General features: G+C 74.3%; 14 protein-coding genes. 6 read left to right on the top strand and 8 right to left on the bottom strand.

All coding sequences use genetic code 11. The features are described from left to right. Window positions 1–669: 669 nt before the first annotated feature. Window positions 670–1,593 carry a tRNA (adenosine(37)-N6)-dimethylallyltransferase MiaA gene (gene miaA / locus DEF28_RS19175; RefSeq protein ID WP_233515407.1) on the bottom strand — a complete coding sequence of 308 codons (924 nt, stop codon included), beginning with the start codon at window positions 1,591–1,593 and terminating at the stop codon, window positions 670–672. An 89-nt stretch (window positions 1,594–1,682) separates the two neighbouring features. Between miaA and dapF the strand changes: the two genes are divergently transcribed. From dapF to DEF28_RS19160, 3 genes are all read left to right on the top strand, one after another. Next, window positions 1,683–2,510, top strand: coding sequence for a diaminopimelate epimerase (dapF, locus tag DEF28_RS19170; protein WP_114399102.1), 828 nt, complete (start codon window positions 1,683–1,685; stop codon window positions 2,508–2,510). Window positions 2,511–2,529: 19 nt separating this feature from the next. Further along, a complete protein-coding gene (locus DEF28_RS19165) occupies window positions 2,530–3,513 on the top strand; it encodes an ABC transporter permease (protein ID WP_114399099.1) in 984 nt (327 codons plus the stop codon). Between the two features lie 224 nt (window positions 3,514–3,737). Then, window positions 3,738–5,429: an ABC transporter family substrate-binding protein gene (locus DEF28_RS19160; protein WP_233515406.1), complete on the top strand. Its 1,692-nt coding sequence runs from the start codon at window positions 3,738–3,740 to the stop codon at window positions 5,427–5,429. Window positions 5,430–5,463: 34 nt separating this feature from the next. Here DEF28_RS19160 and DEF28_RS19155 read toward each other — a convergent pair whose 3' ends face one another. The 4 genes from DEF28_RS19155 to aceB are packed head-to-tail and all read right to left on the bottom strand — an operon-like array spanning window position 5,464 to window position 11,306. Further along, entirely contained in the window at window positions 5,464–6,834 is a 1,371-nt protein-coding gene (locus DEF28_RS19155) for a (Fe-S)-binding protein (protein ID WP_114399097.1), read from the bottom strand. 1 nt (window position 6,835) lies between these two features. Then, entirely contained in the window at window positions 6,836–8,143 is a 1,308-nt protein-coding gene (locus tag DEF28_RS19150; protein WP_114399096.1) for an FAD-binding oxidoreductase, read from the bottom strand. Window positions 8,144–8,185: 42 nt separating this feature from the next. Then, window positions 8,186–9,655 carry an FAD-linked oxidase C-terminal domain-containing protein gene (locus tag DEF28_RS19145; protein WP_114399095.1) on the bottom strand — a complete coding sequence of 490 codons (1,470 nt, stop codon included), beginning with the start codon at window positions 9,653–9,655 and terminating at the stop codon, window positions 8,186–8,188. 46 nt (window positions 9,656–9,701) lie between these two features. Next, window positions 9,702–11,306: a malate synthase A gene (gene aceB, locus DEF28_RS19140; protein WP_114399094.1), complete on the bottom strand. Its 1,605-nt coding sequence runs from the start codon at window positions 11,304–11,306 to the stop codon at window positions 9,702–9,704. 292 nt (window positions 11,307–11,598) lie between these two features. Here aceB and hflX point away from each other — a divergent pair, with 292 nt between their 5' ends. Both hflX and DEF28_RS19130 read left to right on the top strand, forming a co-directional pair. Beyond that, on the top strand, window positions 11,599–13,101 hold the full coding sequence (gene hflX, locus DEF28_RS19135) for a GTPase HflX (RefSeq protein WP_114399093.1): 1,503 nt from the start codon (window positions 11,599–11,601) through the stop codon (window positions 13,099–13,101). Between the two features lie 276 nt (window positions 13,102–13,377). After that, complete coding sequence (locus DEF28_RS19130; RefSeq protein ID WP_114399092.1) at window positions 13,378–14,586, top strand: amidohydrolase family protein; 1,209 nt, start codon at window positions 13,378–13,380, stop codon at window positions 14,584–14,586. 38 nt (window positions 14,587–14,624) lie between these two features. Here DEF28_RS19130 and DEF28_RS19125 read toward each other — a convergent pair whose 3' ends face one another. Continuing rightward, window positions 14,625–15,218: a Uma2 family endonuclease gene (locus DEF28_RS19125; protein ID WP_114399091.1), complete on the bottom strand. Its 594-nt coding sequence runs from the start codon at window positions 15,216–15,218 to the stop codon at window positions 14,625–14,627. Window positions 15,219–15,309: 91 nt separating this feature from the next. Further along, complete coding sequence (gene holA, locus DEF28_RS19120; RefSeq protein WP_114399101.1) at window positions 15,310–16,281, bottom strand: DNA polymerase III subunit delta; 972 nt, start codon at window positions 16,279–16,281, stop codon at window positions 15,310–15,312. Between the two features lie 117 nt (window positions 16,282–16,398). Here holA and DEF28_RS19115 point away from each other — a divergent pair, with 117 nt between their 5' ends. Beyond that, entirely contained in the window at window positions 16,399–16,701 is a 303-nt protein-coding gene (locus DEF28_RS19115) for an ArsR/SmtB family transcription factor (RefSeq protein WP_114399090.1), read from the top strand. A 32-nt stretch (window positions 16,702–16,733) separates the two neighbouring features. Here DEF28_RS19115 and DEF28_RS19110 read toward each other — a convergent pair whose 3' ends face one another. Continuing rightward, a complete protein-coding gene (locus DEF28_RS19110; RefSeq protein WP_114433272.1) occupies window positions 16,734–19,088 on the bottom strand; it encodes a ComEC/Rec2 family competence protein in 2,355 nt (784 codons plus the stop codon). Between the last annotated feature and the right edge of the window lie 203 nt (window positions 19,089–19,291).

Genomic DNA, 19,291 nt, shown 5'->3' with positions numbered 1-19,291 from the left:
CCCGCTGCGTCGTCGACGACGCAGCGGGCCAGCGCCAGTCGCCCGGCGGGGGCAGGCGGGCGTTGGCGTGGGTGGTGTGGGGCATCGAGGGTTTCCTGGTCACCAGTGCAGGTGTCGCCTCCACACCGGTACCGGAAGCCCTCTTCGTTGCCCTAGCCGGGGCCCGTGTTACCAACCTCCATGGTCAGTACACCCAGATCGTTGATGGGAGTTCGCTGAACCGGCTGCGGGCATGGCGAAGGGCGCCCGGGACCGGTGTGGGAAGACTGAGGTGGACGCCCTTCTCACCGCGCTGCTACGTCCATCTCGACGACCACGTCCTGCCTTCGACCCGCCACGGACACAACCGCGGCCCCAGCGGCTTCCCGCCGCGTGACCAGGGGCAGCGCCGACCCCGACGGCCGGGGCGGCCGCGGTGGCGGGCCGTCCCGGGCCCGCGGCGCTTCGGTCGGGCTCGTGCACGCCGGTGCCGCCGTGGCCGCGGTAGCGGTCGGCCCAGCGTTGGGCGGTGGCGGGGTCGGCCTGGAAGGTTCGGCGGCGCGGCGCAGGGGACGGGCGTCCTCGATCACGCGGGGTCCGGGCGGGCGTGCGTCATCCGCGACGGTACCGGGGGCCGTCCTTGCTCGTCCTCTTCCCCCGGGTGTGCCGCGACCTCAACGGCCTGTACACCTAGGCGGCCGCCGGCGCCACCAGGCGCAGCGCCCGCTCGGTGAGGTCCGCGGCGTCGTAGGGCAGCCAGTGGATGCGCGGGTCGCGTCGGAACCAGGACTCCTGGCGGCGGGCGAACTTCCGGGTGGCCTGCACCGTCTCGGCTCGCGCGGTCTCCTCGTCGCACTCGCCGGCCAGGAAGCGCAGCACCTGGGCGTAGCCCAGCGCGCGGGAGGCGGTGCGGCCCTCGCGCAGGCCGGCCTTCTCCAGTTCCCGGACCTCCTCGACCAGCCCGGCCGCCCACATGCGGTGCACTCGGCGCTCGATCCGCTCGTCAAGCTCCGGGCGGGGCACCGACAGGCCGATCTGCACGCACGGGTAACGCGAGACGTGCTCGGGCAGGGTGGCGGTGAACGGGCGGCCGGTCAGCTCGACGACCTCCAGCGCCCGCACCACGCGCCGGCCGTTGCTGGGCAGGATGGCGGCGGCCGCCGCCGGGTCCACGCGGGCCAGCCGGGCGTGCAGGGCGGCCGGTCCGACCTGCGCCAGTTCGGCCTCCAGCCGCCGGCGCACCTTCGGGTCGGTGCCCGGGAACTCCAGTTCGTCCAGGACGGCCCGCACGTACAGTCCGGAACCGCCGACGAGGATCGGCGCCCGGCCGTCGGCCAGCAGCGCCTCGACGCGGGCGCGGGCCAGCCGCTGGTACTCCGCGGCGTTGGCCGCCTCGGTCACCGGCCAGATGTCGAGCAGATGGTGCGGTACTCCCCGGCGCTCGGGCACGGTGAGCTTCGCCGTGCCGACGTCCATGCCGCGGTACAGCTGCATGGAGTCGGCGTTCACGACCTCGCCCGGGGTGCCCTGCGCGCCGAGCGCGGTCGCGAGGTCGACGCCGAGGTCGGACTTGCCCGCTGCGGTCGCTCCCACGACCGCGATCACTGTGCTCACCCCTCCAGTGTGGCAGCGTGCCGGTACTGCCCCGGTGCCGTCCTGTTCACCCCGCATCGTCCCGCCGGACAGGCCGTAGGATGATCACCATGCGATTCGCCAAAGGCCACGGCACCGAGAACGACTTCGTGATCCTGCCGGACCCTGAGGGCGGCCTGGACCTCACCGCCTCCCAGGTCGCCGCGCTCTGCGACCGCCGGGCCGGGATCGGCGGCGACGGGGTCCTGCGCGTGGTGCGCACCAAGGCGCTCGGCGAGTCGCTGCCCCCGGGCGCCGAGTCGGCCGAGGGGTGCGAGTGGTTCATGGACTACCGCAACGCCGACGGCAGTATCGCCGAGATGTGCGGCAACGGGGTCCGGGTGTTCGCCCGGTACCTGGTGGCGACCGGCCTGGTGGCCGCCGGCGTCTTCGAGGTCGGCACCCGGGCCGGTGCGCGGCGCGTCACCGTCGAGGACGACGGTGAGATCACCGTGGACATGGGGCCGGTCCGCTTCCTCGGTGAGGGCGGCGCCGTCCTGGCGGACGGGCCGGTGCGCGGCAGCCGCATCTCGGTGGGGAACCCGCACCTGGCCTGCGCGGTCTCGCGGCCGGTGGCCGAGGTGGACCTGGGCCGGGCCCCGGTACTGGACCGGGAGGCGTTCCCCGACGGGGCGAACGTCGAGGTCTACCGGGTGCTGGAGCCGGGGACGCTGGAGATGCGGGTGTACGAGCGGGGGTCCGCGGAGACCCGCTCGTGCGGGACCGGCATCGTGGCGGCCGCGGCCGCCGCCGACGCCGCGGCCGGAGCGGGAGCTCCCGCCGTGTGGCGGGTGCGGGTCCCCGGCGGCGAGTGCGTCGTCACCCTGGACGCCGGAGACGCCCGCCTGCGCGGCCCCGCGGTCATCGTCGCCGAGGGTGACGTCCACCTGGCGAAGTGATTCCGGCGGGGGAGGCACGGTGCCGCGCTTCCTGCTGGGACGCCTGCTGAGCCACGTCCTGCTCCTGGTGGCCTCCGCCAGCTGCTGCTACCTGCTCGCGGCGTCGGCGCTCGATCCGCGCGGCAACTACGAGGGGCAGCGGCCGCCGCCTCCGGAGCACGTGGTCGACGCCGTCCTGGCGGAGTACAACCTCGACAACCGGGTCCCGCTCGCCGAGCGGTACGCCACCTGGGCCGGCGGCGTGCTGCGCGGTGACTTCGGCCGGACCTGGGACGGGCAGTCCGTCAACGACGAGATGGCGCGCCGCATCGGGGTGAGCGTCCGGCTGCTCACCCTCGGGACGCTCGCGGGCACGGCGGCGGGCGTGCTGCTGGGTGCGTGGGCGGGCGCGCGGCGCCGCGGTGCGGTGGACAGGATGGCCACGGCCGGGGCCGTGGTGGTGGTGTCGGTGCCGACGGTGGTGATCGCCGTGTGCCTGCAGACCGGTGCGGTCTGGCTGAACCAGGCGGCCGGCGTCGACCTGCTGCGCACCACCGGTGAGTTCACGCCCGGGCTCACGAGCGGCTTCTGGGACGGGCTGCTGAACCGGGCGCAGCACCTCGTACTGCCCACGGTGGCGCTGGCGCTGCCGTTCACGGCCGTGCTGAGCCGCTACCAGCGGGGCCTCATGGCCGACGAGGCCGAAGCCGAGTACGTGCGCACGGCCCGGGCCAAGGGCCTGCCGCGGCGGACGGCGCTGCTGCGGCACGCGCTGCGCACGGCCCTCGTCCCCGCGGTCACCTACTCCGGGCACTCCGCGGCGGCGCTGCTCACCGGTGCGGTCTTCACCGAGACCGTCTTCGGGTGGCACGGGGTGGGGGAGCTGCTGATGGCGTCGGTGGCCCGGGGCGACGTCAACGCGGTCGCGGCGGTCTGCGCCTTCGGTGCACTCTGCGTGATCACCGCGTCCCTGGTGTCGGATGTGGCGCGGTTTCTGCTGGACCCGCGGGTGCGCGTGGGCTGACACCGAGGTCAGGCGGCCGGCCATGTGAAAACCCGATGAAGTCCCCGAAACGGTCACTGGATCACGTTCCGCGCGCAGTAGTATTTCCCAATTGTTCGATAAGTGCATTTAGGTCGATTGGTCACGGGGCGTTACCCTCGTGGCAGCGCCGCCGGCAGAACGGCACCGTTCTCGCGGGTTCACCGGCGGTGCGCGGCATTGGGGGACAGGTGCGGGTGCGGTACGTGCGTCGGAGTCTCGCCGGAGCCGTGAGCGCGGTGCTCGTCGCCGCTCTGACCGGGTGCCAGGCCGGCCCCGACGACCCGCCGGACGTGGCCGCCTCCCAGCTGCCGTCCTCGGACACCAACCCGGTGGACCGCTCCGAGCTCGCCCAGGGCGGCACCCTGCGCTGGGGCATCAACGACTTCCCCGCGCAGTGGAACCCCCACCACGCGAACGGTACCGTCAGCACCGTCGGAACGGTCATGGAGGCGCTACTGCCGACCCCCTTCGACCTCGACACCGACGCACGCCCCCGCCCGGACCCCGACTTCGTCGAGGACGTCGACGTGCGGGCCGAGCCCCAGCAGACCGTCACCCTGCGGTTGAACCCCGACGCCCGGTGGTCCGACGGCACCCCCATCACCTGGCGGGACTACGCGCAGATGGCCGAGGCGCTCTCGGGGCGCGACCCCGAGTACCAGATCAACAGCGCCACCGGCTACCAGCAGATCACCGAGGTCACGCGCGGCGCCGACGACTTCGAGGTCGTCATCGCGTTCGACCGGCCCTTCGCCGACTACCCCGCGCTGTTCCACCCGCTGCTGCCCGCCGCCTACACGGCCACCCCGGAGCGGTTCAACACCGGCTACCTCGACGACATCCCGGTCACGGCCGGTCCCTTCACGCTGGAGGAGACCGACCGCACGGCGCGGACCGTCACCGTGGTCCGCGACGACGACTGGTGGGGGGAGCCGGCCCTGCTGGACCGGATCATCTACCGCGCCATGGGCCCGGACGCCCTGGACAGCGCGTTCCAGGACGGCGGCGTCGACGTCTACGCGCTCGCCATCGACGCCGGCTCCTACGAACGGGCGAGCTCCGTTCCCGAGGGGGAGGTGCGCGCCGCCCTCGCCCCCGACTACCGGCACATCACCCTCAACGGCGAGAGCCCGGCGCTGTCCGACGTCGACGTCCGGCACGCCGTCTTCCTCGGCATCGACCGGACCGCCGTCGCCGAGTCCGCGTTCAGCGCCATCGGCTGGCCGGCCACCGTGCCGAACAACCGCCTCCTGCTGCCCAACCAGCAGGGCTACGCCGACAACAGCGGCCCGTGGGGGCGCCACGACCCGGAGCGCGCGGCGGAGCTACTCGAGGGCGCCGGCTGGACCAGCGACGGCCCCGGCGAGGTGCGGACCCGGGGCGGCACCCCCCTCAGCCTCCGCTACGTCGTACCCCAGGGCTTCCAGCCCGCACGCAACGAGGCCGAACTCGTGCAGGCCATGCTCGGCGACATCGGCATCCAGGTGGAGATCGAGGCGGTGCCCGCCGACGAGCTGTTCAGCGGCTACGTGGTCCCGGGCAACTACGACCTGGTCTCGTTCGTGAACAACGGTGGCGGCTACCCCGTCTCGCAGTCGATGCAGCAGTGGTCCGACGCCGTTCCCGACGCCGACGGCAGCCCCCAGTGGCGGACCAACGTCGGCCGCATCGGGTCGCCGGAGATCGACGCCGCCCTGGCCGAGGCCATGGCCACACTGGACGCCGCGCAGGCGCTCGCCAGTGTCAACGAGGCCGACCGCCTGCTGTGGGAGGCCGGGCACACCCTGCCGCTCTACCAGCGCCCGGAACTGGTGGCCGTGCGACGCGACGTCGCGAACCTCGGCGCGGCCGGCTTCGCGGCCGTCGACTACGACGACATCGGGTTCGTGGAGTAGCCGCGCGCTCGCGGACCCGTCCGCTCCGCGACGCTCACCCGCCGCGCCGGCCGCCGAGCAGGTGCGCCGGCGGCAGGCCGCGGATGGAGGCGTCCAGCACCTGCACGGTGTGCGCGACGGCCGGCGCCTCGCCGTCGGCGCCCATCGCGGCTGCGATCTGCAGGGCGCACCCGGGGTTGCCGGCGACCAGCAGCGGAGCGCCGGTCGCGCGCACGTCGGCGCTCTTGCGCCGCCCGAGCTCCGCGGCGGGTTCGGGGCGCAGCAGGTTGTAGATCCCGGCTGAGCCGCAGCAGATGTCGGGGTTGGCCACGTCGACGAGCTCCAGTTCCGGTACGGCGCGCAGCAGGTCGCGGGGCTGCTCGCGGACGCCCTGGCCGTGCGAGAGGTGGCAGGCGTCGTGGTAGGCCGCGCGGATGGGCAGCGGGTGCCGCTCGGCCGCCGGGCCCAGGTCGGCGAGGAACTCGGTCACGTCCCGGACCTTCGCGCCGAGCCGCTCGGCCCGCCGCGCCCAGCCGTCGCCGCCGGCGGCGTTGGCCAGCACGTCGGCGTAGTGCTTCATGGTGCTGCCGCAGCCCGCCGAGTTCACCACGACGACGTCGACCCCGGCCCGCTCGAACGCCGCGACGGTGGAGCGCGCGAACCGCGCCGCCTCCTCCGCCCGGCCGGCGTGCGCCGACAGCGCTCCGCAGCAGCCCTGCCGCCGCGGGATCACCACCTCGCAGCCGTCGGAGGCCAGCACGCGCGCGGTGGCGGTGTTGACCTGCGGGAAGAACGCGCCTTGGACGCAGCCCGTGAGCATGCCCACGGTGGCGCGCCGCCGGCCCCGTGCCCGGACCCGCTCCGGCAGCCGGGGTGCCGGCCGCAGCGGCGGCGCCAGGCGCTCCATGGCGGCCAGCGACGGCGGCAGCCGGTCCAGGAGCCCGCTGCGGCGCAGCAGCCGGGACAGCCCGCTCGCCTGGTAGCCGCGCAGCGGGCCGCGGAGCAGCCGCAGCCGCCCGCGGTACGGGAACAGCGCGAAGACCGCGGCCCGGAGCAGCCGTTCGCCCAGCGGGCGCTCGTGCTCCCGCTCGACGTCGGCCCGCGCGGTCTCGATCAGCGCGTCGTAGCGCACCCCCGACGGGCACGCCGAGACGCACGCCAGGCAGCCCAGGCAGTTGTCGAAGTGCCGCACGGCCGTCCCGGTGAGCACACCGTCTTGGCGGCTCTGCCCCATGAGGTGGATCCGGCCGCGCGGCGAGTCCATCTCCTCGCCCCACAGCACGTAGGTCGGGCAGGTCGGCAGGCAGAAGCCGCAGTGCACGCAGTCGGAGAGCAGGTCCTCGAACGTCGCGGGCGCGGCGGGATCCGCTCCGCGGCCCTCGGCGGGCGGGCGCGGTGGCTGCGGCGGCGGGGTGGTCCCTGGCATTTCAGATCCCCTCCATGAGTCGTCCCGGGGAGAGCCGGTGACCGGGGTCGAACCGGTCCTTGATCGCGCGCATCAGCGCGGCTCCGGGCACCTCGCCCCACAGGTCGAGCCCGGCCGCGCGGACCGGCGGGGCGGCGTGCGGGACCGTGACCGCGCCGCCGGGCGCGCCGGCGAGCGCGGCCCGCGCCGCCGCCACGACGGCCGCGACGGCCTCCGGCGGGGCGTCGGCGGGCACGGCCGCGTGCAGGACCCCGGTCCCCAGCGAACCGCGGACCGCGGCCAGGATCCCCCGCGCCCGGCCCGCGTCGCGCAGTACGGCGGCGGCGCGCACCGCCTCCGGAGGCGGTGCCACCACCCGGAGCAGGGTGTCACCGGGCGCGCCCGGCAGCTCGCCCCATCCCGGGGGCAGGGCGTCGGCGTGGTGCGGGGGTTCCGGCAGCACCGCCGCGACCGCCGCACCGCGGGCGTCCAGGCCGGCCGCCGCGCCCTCCAGCAGCACCGCCAGCTCGGGGTCTCCCTCGGGCGGCCAGTCCAGCTCCACGGCCGAGGGCGCGGTGGGGGAGTGCAGTACCGCCGCGGCCCACTCCCGCAGCGCCTCGGGGCCCGGCGCGGCGGCCCGCAGCAGGCGCAGCGCCGGCGGCACCGGGTGCAGCCGGAAGGTGACCGACACGATCACGCCCAGCGTGCCGTAGGCGCCGGTGTGCAGCTTGCCCAGGTCGTACCCGGCCACGTTCTTCACGACCGCGCCGCCGGAACGGGCCGCGACGCCGTCGGCGCGCAGCACCGTCATCCCGATGACGAGGTCGCGGACCGGGCCGTGCAGGATCCGGCGCGGCCCGGACAGTCCGGTGGCCACCATGCCGCCGACGGTCGAGCCCGGCACCACGGTGTCCACCGCCAGCCGCTGGCCGGCGCTCCCGAGCGCGGCCTGCAGGTCGGCCACCGGGACGCCTGCCCCGGCGCGTACCACCAGGTCGCCCACCGCGTGCTCGATCCCGGTCAGCGAGGTGGTCTCCAGCACCAGGTCGCAGTCGCGCGGCGGGCCGCCCCAGTCGATCTTGGTGCCGTTGCCGCGCGGCACCACCGTGAGAGCGTGCTCGGCGGCGACCGCCAGCACCGCCGCGGCGGCCGCCGGGTCCGCCGGCGCGGCCACGTACGCCGGCCGGACACCGCCGACCGCGTCGGCGGGCGTGCCCGGCCGGACCGCCGCGCCGCCGTCCGGCGCTGCCCCGGCCAGCGCGCGCCCGGCCGCCTCGGCGGCCCCGCCCCGCGGGGGGACCGCTCCCTGCGCCCTCGTTGTCTCGCCCATGCCGCCTCCGTCGCCCGGCCCCGGCGAAGCCGGGCCCGCAGTTCAGAACAGTTCCGCCTCGCCGGACGCCACCAGTGGGTGCACGTCGGTGCGCACGCCCGGCGGCTCGCCGCACAGCCGCGGCGTCGGCAGCAGCTTCTCGGGGTTGGCGATGCCCGCGGGGTCGATCGCCCGCCGGAACAGGTCCATCGTGGCCAGGTCGGCCGGGGAGAACATGTCCGGCATGTGGCACGCCTTGTCCACGCCCACGCCGTGCTCGCCCGTGATGGAGCCGCCGTGCTCGACGCACAGGTCGAGGATGGCCCCGGACACCTCCGCGGCGCGCTCGGCGGCGCCGGGCTCCGCGTCGTCGAACAGCACCAGCGGGTGCAGGTTGCCGTCGCCGGCGTGGAACACGTTGGCCACCCGGATCCCCGACTCGGCGGACAGGTCGGCGATGCGGCGCAGCACCTCCGGCAGCGCCGTGCGCGGCACCACCCCGTCCTGCACGATGTAGGAGGGGCTGATCCGGCCGACCGCGGCGAAGGCCGACTTGCGCCCCTTCCAGATGCGGGCGCGCTCGGCCGCGTCGGTGGCGGTGCGGAGCTCGGTGGCGCCGGCCTCCCGGCACAGCGCCGTGACGGCCGCGAACTGGGCGTCGACGTCGGCCGCGGGACCGTCGAGCTCCACGATGAGCACCGCGCCGGCGCCCTTCGGGTAGTGGCACGCCACCGCCGCCTCGGCCGCCTCGATCGCCAGCGCGTCCATCATCTCGATCGCCGCCGGCAGGACGCCGGCAGCGATGACCGCCGACACCGCCCGGCCGCCGGCGTCCATCGTGGGGAACGCCGCCAGCAGGGTGCGCACCCGCTCCGGGGCGCGCAGCAGCCGGACGGTGATCTCGGTGGCGATCCCCAGCGTGCCCTCCGAGCCGATGAACGCGCCGATCAGGTCGTAGCCCGGAGCCTCGGCGACCTTGCCGCCGAGCCGGACGACGTCGCCGGCCGGGGTGACGATCTCCAACCCGAGCACGTGGTTGACGGTGAACCCGTACTTCAGGCAGTGCGCACCGCCCGAGTTCTCGGCGATGTTGCCGCCCACCGAGCACACCTGCTGGCTGGAGGGGTCGGGGGCGTAGTAGTAGCCGTGCGGGGCGGCGGCGCGGGTGACGTCGAGGTTGGCCACCCCGGGCTGGACGACGGCGCACCGCGCCTCGACGTCGACCTCCAGGATGCGCCGCATCCGCGACGTCACCACGAGGACGCCGTCCGAGCGCGGCAGCGCGCCGGCCGACAGCCCGGTCCCCGCCCCGCGCGGCACGAAGGGGACGCCCTCCTCGGCGCACAGGCGGACGACCGCGGCGACCTGCGCGGTGCTGGTGGGCAGCACCACCACACCGGGCAGTTCGGCGTGGTAGGTCAGCCCGTCGCTCTCGTAGGTGCGGCGCTGGGCCGGGTCGGTGAGCACGCCCGCGTCGCCGCAGATGGCGCGCAGCCGCGGTACCAGCGCCTCCGGACCGACCGGAACCGGCATGGAGATCGCCCCCTTCGGGCGCGTTCGTCGGGGTTCGGGACAGCGGTCAGGGCATCCGCTCGTAGGCCGGCAGGGTGAGGAAGTCGGCGTAGTCGTCGGCGAGTGCCACCTCCGTGAACAGCTCGACCGCGCGGCCCAGGCGCTCGGCGTCGTGGGCCGCCCCGGCGGCCGCGCGGATCTTGTCGGCCTCCTCCGCGATGACCCGCTCCAGGTACTCCCGCGTGACTCGCGGTCCGTCCTGAAGGGTCACCCCGTTGTGCAGCCACTGCCAGATCTGCGAGCGGGAGATCTCCGCGGTGGCGGCGTCCTCCATCAGGTTGAAGACGGCCACGGCGCCGTTGCCGCCGAGCCACGACGCCAGGTACTGGATGCCGACGCTGACGTTGTTGCGCAGCCCGGCCTCGGTCACCCCGCCGGCGGCGCTGTCCACCGCGAGGAGGTCGCCGGCCTTGACGTCGACGTCCGGGCGCAGCCGGTCGATCTGGTGCGGCCGGTCGCCGAGCACGCCGTCGAAGACCTCCCGGCAGACCGGGACGAGGTCGGGGTGCGCCACCCAGGAGCCGTCGAACCCGTCGCCGGACTCCCGTGCCTTGTCGTCGCGGACCTTGGCCAGAGCGGTGCGGTTCACCTCGGGGTCGCGCCGGCTGGGGATGAACGCGGCCATCCCGCCGATGGCGTGCGCCCCGCGCCGGTGGCAGGTCGCGACGAGCAGCTCGGTGTAGGCGCGCATGAAGGGCTGGGTCATGGTGACGGCGTTGCGTTCGGGCAGCAGGAAGGCGCGGCCGCGGGTGCGGTGCGTCTTGATGATGCTGAACAGGTAGTCCCAGCGGCCGGCGTTCAGGCCGGCGGAGTGCTCACGCAGCTCGTAGAGGATCTCCTCCATCTCGAAGGCGGCCGGGATGGTCTCGATCAGCACGGTGGCGCGGATGGTGCCGCGCGGGATGCCGAGCGCCTCCTGGGCGTGCAGGAAGATGTCGTTCCACAGCCGGGCCTCAAGGTGGCTCTCCAGCTTGGGGAGGTAGAAGTAGGGGCCCTTCCCCTTGGCCAGCTGGCGGTGCGCGCAGTGGAACAGGTACAGGGCGAAGTCCACCACGCCGCCGGCGGTGCGCCGGCCGTCCACCAGGATGTGCTTCTCGTCCAGGTGCCAGCCGCGCGGGCGCACGACGATGGTGGCGAGCTCGGCGTCCTCGCGCAGCGCGTAGCTCTTGCCCTCGGGCGTGGTGAAGTCGATGGTGCGGTCCAGCGCGTCCCGCAGGTTGAGCTGCCCGCCGACCATGTTCTCCCACAGCGGGGTGTTGGCGTCCTCGAAGTCGGCCAGCCAGACCTTGGCGCCCGAGTTGAGGGCGTTGACCGTCATCTTCCGGTCGGTGGGCCCGGTGATCTCCACCCGGCGGTCGGTGATGCCGGGCGCGGGCGGGGCGACCCGCCACCCGGGGTCGGCGCGGATCTGCCGCGTCTCGGGCAGGAAGTCCAGGTCCGCCCCGGCGGCGATCGCGTCCTGGCGCCGCCGCCGGGCGGCCAGCAGCTCCTGCCGGCGGTCCTCGAACCTGCGGTGCAGGTCGGCCACGAACGCGAGAGCGTCCTCGGTGAGGATCTCGTCGAACCGGTCGTGCAGCGGGCCGGTCACCTCGACCCCGGTGGTGGCACCCATGGGGATTGGTCCTTCCACAAAGCGGAATTGGTTTCTGTGATGCGGAATATGACGCTATCCCGCGTTCGCGACGGCGGTCAACGACGCGGCGGCCGCGCGGTTCCGTAACATCGGGGGCGATTCACCCCGTCGGAAGGATCACCGTTCTTGCCTCCGGAATTGGGCCCCCGACCACGGGGCTCGCGATCCGGCCGGCGCGGCGGGGCCGCCCCGGCGAAAATCAGCTGCCGTCCGCACGTTGGGATGGCACTATCGCAGGGAAGAACTCGCGGCGAGCCCGCGTTGACTGTGGATGGATATGACTGAATTCAACGAACGTGATCCCTTCGACGGCCGAGACGTCCGGCGCGATGCCTTCGTCGTCGACGACTCCGAGGTCGACGCGCTGCGGGCCGGCGAGGACGCCCGTACCCAGGACATTCCCGACCGTGGCCAACTCGAACTGGAGGACCGCCACGCGTTGCGCCGCGTCGCCGGGCTCTCCACCGAACTCGCCGACGTCACCGAGGTCGAGTACCGGTCCCTGCGCCTGGAGCGCGTGGTCCTCATCGGCGTGTGGACCAGCGGAACCCAGCTCGACGCCGACAACTCCCTGATCGAGCTCAAGCAGCTCGCCGAGACCGCGGGCGCGATGGTCCTCGAAGGCGCCACGCAGCGCCGCTCCAAGCCCGACCCGGCGACCTACGTCGGAGCGGGCAAGGCGGCGGAGCTGCGGGAGATCGTCGAGGCCACCGGTGCCGACACCGTCATCTGCGACGGTGAGCTCACCCCCGGCCAGCTGCGCCAGCTGGAGGAGGTCGTCAAGGTCAAGGTCATCGACCGCACGGCGCTGATCCTCGACATCTTCGCCCAGCACGCCCGCAGCCGCGAGGGCAAGGCCCAGGTGGAGCTCGCCCAGCTCACCTACCTGCTGCCGCGCCTGCGCGGCTGGGGCGAGTCGCTGTCCCGGCAGGCCGGCGGCCGCGCCGGCAGCAACGGCGGCGTGGGGCTGCGCGGTCCCGGTGAGACCAAGATCGAGACCGACCGCCGGCGCATCAACAGCCGGATGGCCAAGCTGCGCCGCCAGCTGGCGCAGATGGCCACCGCCCGCGACGTCATGCGCGACCGGCGGCGCACTCGGCAGGTTCCGGCCGTCGCCATCGCCGGGTACACCAACGCCGGCAAGTCCAGCCTGCTGAACCGGCTCACCGGCGCCGGCGTGCTGGTGGAGAACGCGCTGTTCGCCACCCTCGACCCCACCGTGCGCCAGGCCCGCACCCCCGACGGCCGCGCGTTCACGCTGAGCGACACCGTCGGGTTCGTCCGGCACCTGCCGCACCAGCTGGTCGAGGCCTTCCGGTCCACCCTGGAGGAGGTCGCCGACTCCGACCTCATCCTGCACGTCGTGGACGGATCGCACCCCGACCCCGAGCAGCAGCTCGCGTCGGTGCGCGAGGTGTTCGGCGAGATCGGTGCGCGCGACGTCCCCGAGCTCATCGTCATCAACAAGACCGACGCGGCCGACCCGGTCCTGCTCAAGCAGCTGCGCACCAAGGAGCCCGGCGCGATCGAGGTCTCGGCCCACACCGGCGCCGGCGTGGAGGAGCTCGTGGCCGCCATCGCGGAGGCGCTGCCGCGGCTCGACCACGAGGTGCGGGTGGTGGTCCCCTACGAGCGGGGCGACCTCGTCTCGCGGGTGCACGAGGAGGGCCGGATCATCACCGAGGAGCACACCGGCGAGGGCACCGCCCTGCGCGCCTACGTGCCCGAGGCGCTGGCCGGCCAACTCGACGCATTCACCGTTGCCGTGCGATAACGCAATTTCGGTCCGAACGGCGGAACGCCCCGGGGTGTTCCGCCGTTCACTGTTTACGCGGAGAGCTATACATCACGTCGAGGAATGAACTACGGTTTCCTTCACTGGAGCGAGACCGTGCACCCCCGGCATTCCAGACACCCCCAAGAAATCCCCTACCCCCTGGGTCAGGCCACCCGAAGACGAGGTCGCGTAATGACTGTTCACGTGTCTTTGCATGCCGGATCCGCCGCGGCATGCCGGCCGTGACGGCTCGGGCGGGCGAGCGGTGAGACCATGACGGTACGACTGCTGACGAACATCGGGCGGCTGTGGACGGGGACCGACCTGCTCAGCAACGCCGCGATGATTGTGCAGCACGACCGGGTGGCGTGGGTGGGGCCGGCCGCGGAGCTCCCCCAGAGCCTGCCCGGCGTGATCGACGACATCGTCGACGTCGACGAGGTCGAGAACCTCAGCGGCGGGCTGGTCACCCCGGGGCTGATCGACGCGCACACCCATCCCGTCTACGCGGGCAACCGCTGGGCGGAGATCGCCATGCGGGCCAGCGGCGCGTCCATGGCCGAGGTCACCGCCGCGGGCGGCGGAGTCGCCTCCACCGTCACGGTGACCCGTGGAACCGACCCATGGACCCTCTGCAACGGGGTGCGGGAACGCCTGCGGCACTGGCTGCTGTCCGGCACCACCACCGTCGAGGCCAAGACCGGCTACCATCTCACCCGCGACGGCGAACTGGCCGATGTCCGGCTGCTGCGCTCCCTGGAGGAGGAGCCGGGGATGCCCCGGCTGCACGTCACGTTCTTCGCGGCGCACGCGGTGCCGCCCGAGTACTTCGGCCGTCCGCGCGACTACGTCGATGCCGTGGGCTCCTGGCTGGGCGACGCCGCCCAGGCCGGGGCCGACGGGGTGGACGTGTACTGCGACTCCCAGCAGTTCACCCCCGACGACGCGCGGTGGCTGCTCTCGATGGGGCGCTCGGTCGGCCTGCAGACCCGCATGCACGCCTGCGCCAAACCGCGGCACGGGGCCGTCCGCATGGCCGCCGACATCCAGTGCTCGTCGGTCGACCTGCTGCACGAGACCGACGAGGACGACGTCCTCGCGCTCGCGAAGTCCAGCACGCCGGTCGTGGTCTGCCCCAGCTCCTCGCTGCACGAACGCCGCACTCCGCCGGTGCGCGCCCTCCTCGACCACGGCGTGCCGGTGGCCCTGGGCACCGACCACAACCCGGCGCACTCGGGATCGACGGTCATGTCGCTGGCCGTGTGCATGGCCGTCGCCATGTTCAACATGAGCGTGCTGGAGGCCCTGCGCGCCGCCACCGTCGGCGGCGCCATCGCCCTCGGGGCGACCGACCGCGGTGTGCTCGCCCCCGGACGCTACGCCGACATGGTGCAGTGGGACGCCGACCACGAGGGTGCGTTCGCGTGGGCGTACGGCCTCAAGGCGCTGCGCGTGTGGCGGGGCGGCGAGACGATCCGGTAGGCCTCGCAGCCGGGCGGCCTGGGGAGGCCGCCCGACTGCTACCACTCCGGATAAAGCTCCAGTAGTTCGCTGGGCACCACTCGGACGGGAAAAGGTAGGAGAGCGGTGAACGGCTCGTCGCCGACCACGTGGGCGATTTGCTTGTACTGGCCTCCGGCGAGCTCGTACGCGCTCAGGGACGGCGCCCTACGGTCGGGATCGATAATCCAGTAGGCAGGGACGCCGAACTTCAGATAGCGGTCCTTTTTGAGATTGCGGTCGTACAGTCCGGTGCTGCCCGATGCGACCTCGACCACCAGCGGGGGCGGGGTGTCGGTGTACCGATCCGTGAAGCGGGACGTCTCCAGTAGGGTGACGTCCGGGATGTACTGGTTGTGCTGATCGGGGGACAGACCGATGCCGCTGAACGCCCGGTACCTCTGGTCGTGGCGCCCGGCGTGCCGGAGCAGCGCCACCACGTTGTCGACGACGAGTTGGTGGATGTTGAAGGGAGCCGCGCTCACGATCAGTACCCCGTCAACCAGCTCGTAGCGCTTGCCGTCGTCGGGCAGCCGCGCGAGATCGTCCACCGTCAGCGGCCGGAATTCGCTCTCGTGCAGCAGGTCCTCGCTGGTCGCCATGATGGTCATCATGCCTCCTTATTCGCATGGACACCAGCCTGCACCGCCGGCGCCCGGTTACGGAGGAGTACGGCACAATCTGTGGATAACTCGTCTCGGAGCGTTATCTCCGCTGGCCGCGTGCCGTGCCGATCTCGATCACCGCGCGCTCCAGCGCGTAGGCGGGATCCCGTCCGGCGCCCTTGATCAGCGCGTCGGTCTCCGCGACCACCTGCAGGGCGCGGGCCACCCCCTGCGGGCTCCAGCCGCGGGCCTGCTGGCGCAGTGACTTCAGCTTCCACGGCGGGACCTTCGCGCGCTTCGCCAGTTCGGCGTCGGCGATGCCCCGGGGCGGCTGGACCACCACGGCGAGACCGCGCACCGCGCCCGCCAGGGCGCTGTTGATCAGCACCGGCGCGGTGCCGACCGCCAGCGACCAGCGCAGCTGCTCCAGCGCTTCGGCGACGCGGCCCTCCACGGCGCGGTCCGCGACGGTGAACCCGGTGGCCTCGGCCTTGCCGGTGTGGTAGCGGGCCACGGCCTTCTCGTCCACCCGGCCCTCGGTGTCGGCGACCAGCTGGGTGCAGGCGGCGGCGATCTCGCGCAGGTCGGTGCCCACCGCGTCGAGGAGCGCCTGGGCGGCGTCACGGGTGATCTGGCGGCCGGCCCGGCTGAACTCGCCCTTGAGGAACTCCAGCCGTTCGGCGGCCTTGGTGGGCTTGGCGCAGTTGATCCGGGTGGCGCCCGCCTTCAGGGCGGCGTCCAGCAGCGCCTTCCCCTTGGCGCCGCCCGCGTGCACCAGGACGAGCACGACGTCGTCCGCGGGCGCCCGGAGGTAGCCGGTGACCTCGGTGGCGAGGTCCTTGGTGAGGTCCTGCGCCGAGCGCAGCACCACCACCCGGCGTTCCCCGAACAGCGACGGCGACGTCACCTCGACCAGCTTGCCGGCGCTGACCTGGCCGGGCATCAGGTCGTGCACGTCGACCTCGGGGTCGCCGGCCCGGACCGCCGCCACCAGTTCGGCGACCGCGCGGTCCACGAGGAGCTCCTCGTCGCCCACGACGACGGACAGCGCGGAGACGGAGGCGGTGCTCATGTATCCGAGCATGCCATGCCCCGCCGACCGGAGCGGCCGGACGGCCGCCACCGGATGCGGAGGCGGCCGGGCGGGACGCACTTGCCGATCCGGACAGGGACTAAGCATAATGCCGAAATGATCGAGCTCAGCGTGGCGAAGGCCCTCGCGAACGACCGGCGGCTGGCTATCCTGGAGTGGCTGCGCGACCCGGCCGCGCACTTCCCTCCGCAGGCCGACGGCGACCTGGCGCGCGACGGTGTGTGCGGCCTGCACATCGCGCGCAAGCTCGGCGTCAGCCAGCCCACGGCGGGGGAGCACCTGCGGGTGCTGACGAAGGCCGGGCTGGTCACCGGGACCCGGATCAAGCAGTGGGTGTTCTACCGGCGTGACGAGCGGCGCATCGCCGAGGTGAAGCACCGGCTGTCCGGTGACTGGTGAGGACGCGGGATGCCCGCGCCCCGGAGGCGCCTTCACCGCTCCTCCTTCCGGTGGGCGACCGCCGGGCCGCCGGTGCCGCTCAGGACGGCGATGTGGCCGTGCACGTCGGTCCGGTAGTTGGCCGTGGTCAGCGACTCCAGTAGCTGCCAGGTGCGCGGGGCCGGGTGGCCGTAGGGGTTGCCGGCGCCGACCGAGGTGAGCGTGACGCGGGCGCGGGTGGCGGCGACGAAGGCGGGTTCCTGGGTGCGGGCCCCGTGGTGCGGCGTCTTCAGCACGTCCACCCCGTGCACGGCGGGCTCGCTGAGCAGGGCCCGCTGGGCGGGCTCCTCGACGTCGCCGGTGAGCAGGACGGTGAGCGGAGCCCCGGCCCCGCCGTCCGGCGGCGTCCAGCGGGCGTGCAGCACGACGCTGCCGTCGTTGGAGCCGGCGTCGGGGTCGTCGGCCCGGGGCCACAGCACCGTGAACCGCCACGGTCCCGCGCCGAAGGACGACCGCGCGGTGCCCGCGTGCAGCGGGACCTGGGCCGCGGCGAGCCGCCGTGCGGTCGCGGTGGCCGCGAAGCCGGGCGGCGCCAGAGCGGCGTGCACGGTCCGGCCGCGCAGCACGCCCGCCGTGCCGCCGACGTGGTCGGAGTCGTCATGGGTGAGCACCAGCAGCGACACCTCGGCGACCGCGAGCTGGCGCAGGCACCCGTCCACGAGGACGGGATCGATGCCGCTGTCCACCACCACCGCCCGCCCGGCGCCGGTCGACAGGACGAGGGCGTCACCCTGGCCCACGTCGCAGGCCACCAGCAGCCATCCGCGCGGCGGCCATGATGGGGCGGCGCAGTGCGTCACCAGAGCCGTGGCCAGCACCACCGCCAGCACCGCGGCGAGCGCCCGCCGGGCGCGCCCGCGCACCGCGACCAGGAGGGCCCCCAGTACGGCGGCGCCGAGCAGCCCGAGCAGGTCGTCGCGCCAGGGCAGCGCGCCGTGCGGTGCCCGGGACGCGGTCGCGGCCACCGCCGCGATCCACGCCACCGCCGCGCCCGGAAGCCATACCAGCACACCCGCCGCCCACGGCCACAGCAGCGCCACCCCCGCCACCGCGAACCCGCCGACCGTAGCGGCAGGCACCGCCGGCGCGGCGGCGAGATTGGCGGGTACCGCGATCCAGCTGACCTCGGCCGAGAGCAGCACCAGCAGCGGGACGCACATCAGGTGGGCCGCCAGTGTCACCGCGACCGCGTCGGCCAGCCACCGGGGCAGCCGCGCGGACCACCGCTCGGACCAGCGCGGCGCCAGCAGCAGGATGCCGGCCGTGGCGAGTACCGAGAGCGCGAACCCGTAGGAGCGCGCCAGCCCGGGGTCGAACAGCAGGAGCCCGACCACGGTGGCGGCCAGCGCGGCGAACCCCGTGCGCTCCCGGCCCAGTCCGAGCGCCGCGACGGCGATCGCCCCCATGAACGCGGCACGCAGCACGCTGGGCTCCGGGCGCGCGACGAGCACGAACACCCCGATCATCGCGGCGCCCGCCGACACGGTGCACCAGCGCGGCCAGCGGCACCAGCGCCCCACGGCGAGCGCGGCACCGGTCAGGATGGCCAGGTTGGTCCCGGACACCGTGAGCAGGTGGGTCATCCCAGCCGTACGGAAGTCCTCGCCGGTCATGGGGTCGAGATGGGAGACGTCGCCGACGACCAGCGCCGGCAGCAGCCCGCGCTCCGGCTGCGGAAGCCGCGCACACGCCGCGCGCAGCCGCGCCCGGGCGGTGCCCGCCAGCGCCTGCGCCCGCGACGGCGGACCGACCTCCTCGGGCGGCCCCCGCACCAGGACCAGCGCCGCCGTCAGCTCCCCGGCCTCCGCCGGGACGAGCTTGCCGCGCAGCCGCACCCGCTGGCTCGGCACCAGCGGACGCCACTCCTCCCCGGAGACCAGCAGCACCACGGGGACCCGCTCCCGGTGCACCGCCCCGCCGACCGCGAGGCGCTCCGCACGCGCCTCGACGATGATGCCGGGCCGCCCGGGAACCGCGGGACCGGAGCGCGAGCGCGGATCAGAGGTGACCACCACGTCGAGCTCGGCGCGCCCCTCGCGCGCGGCGACGGCGGAGACGGTACTGCCCGCGACCGCCGCCAGCCGGCCGGCCACCCCGAAGGCTCCGGCGGCCGCGCACACCAGCACCGCCACCAGCGGAGCCGCCCAGCGCTCGGCACGCGGCCGGCGCACCGCCGGCACGAGCAGCACCGCGGCCGCGCCGAGCACCAGCCCCACGGCGGCGGCCGCTCGGGCCGATCCGCCGAGCAGCAGCACCAGCGCCACCAGCCACAGCCCGCCGGCCGGCACCGCGAGCCGCAGATCCAGTGGCCGCGGCGGCCCCGGTGCGTCGGTGCCGAGCGGGTTCACGGTGCGGCTCCGGCGCTGCGCGCGGGGGTGTGGTCTTCACCGACACCGGTGTCGGGGCGGAGGTGCCCGGCTCCGCGGTCGCCGCCGCCGGAGGACCGGTGGGCGCGGGCTGGCCGAGCCGGCGGCGGCTGGGCCACGGGTGCCGCGGTGGCGATGGGCGCGCGGGCGGGCCGGCCGAGCCCGGGCGCCCATCGCCACCGCGG

This window comes from Marinitenerispora sediminis (assembly GCF_003336425.1).
In the GTDB taxonomy this organism is placed as follows: Bacteria; Actinomycetota; Actinomycetes; order Streptosporangiales; family Streptosporangiaceae; genus Marinitenerispora; species Marinitenerispora sediminis.
The sequence above is the reverse complement of the archived record's forward strand: the minus strand, read 5'-3'. Positions and strand labels throughout refer to the sequence as shown.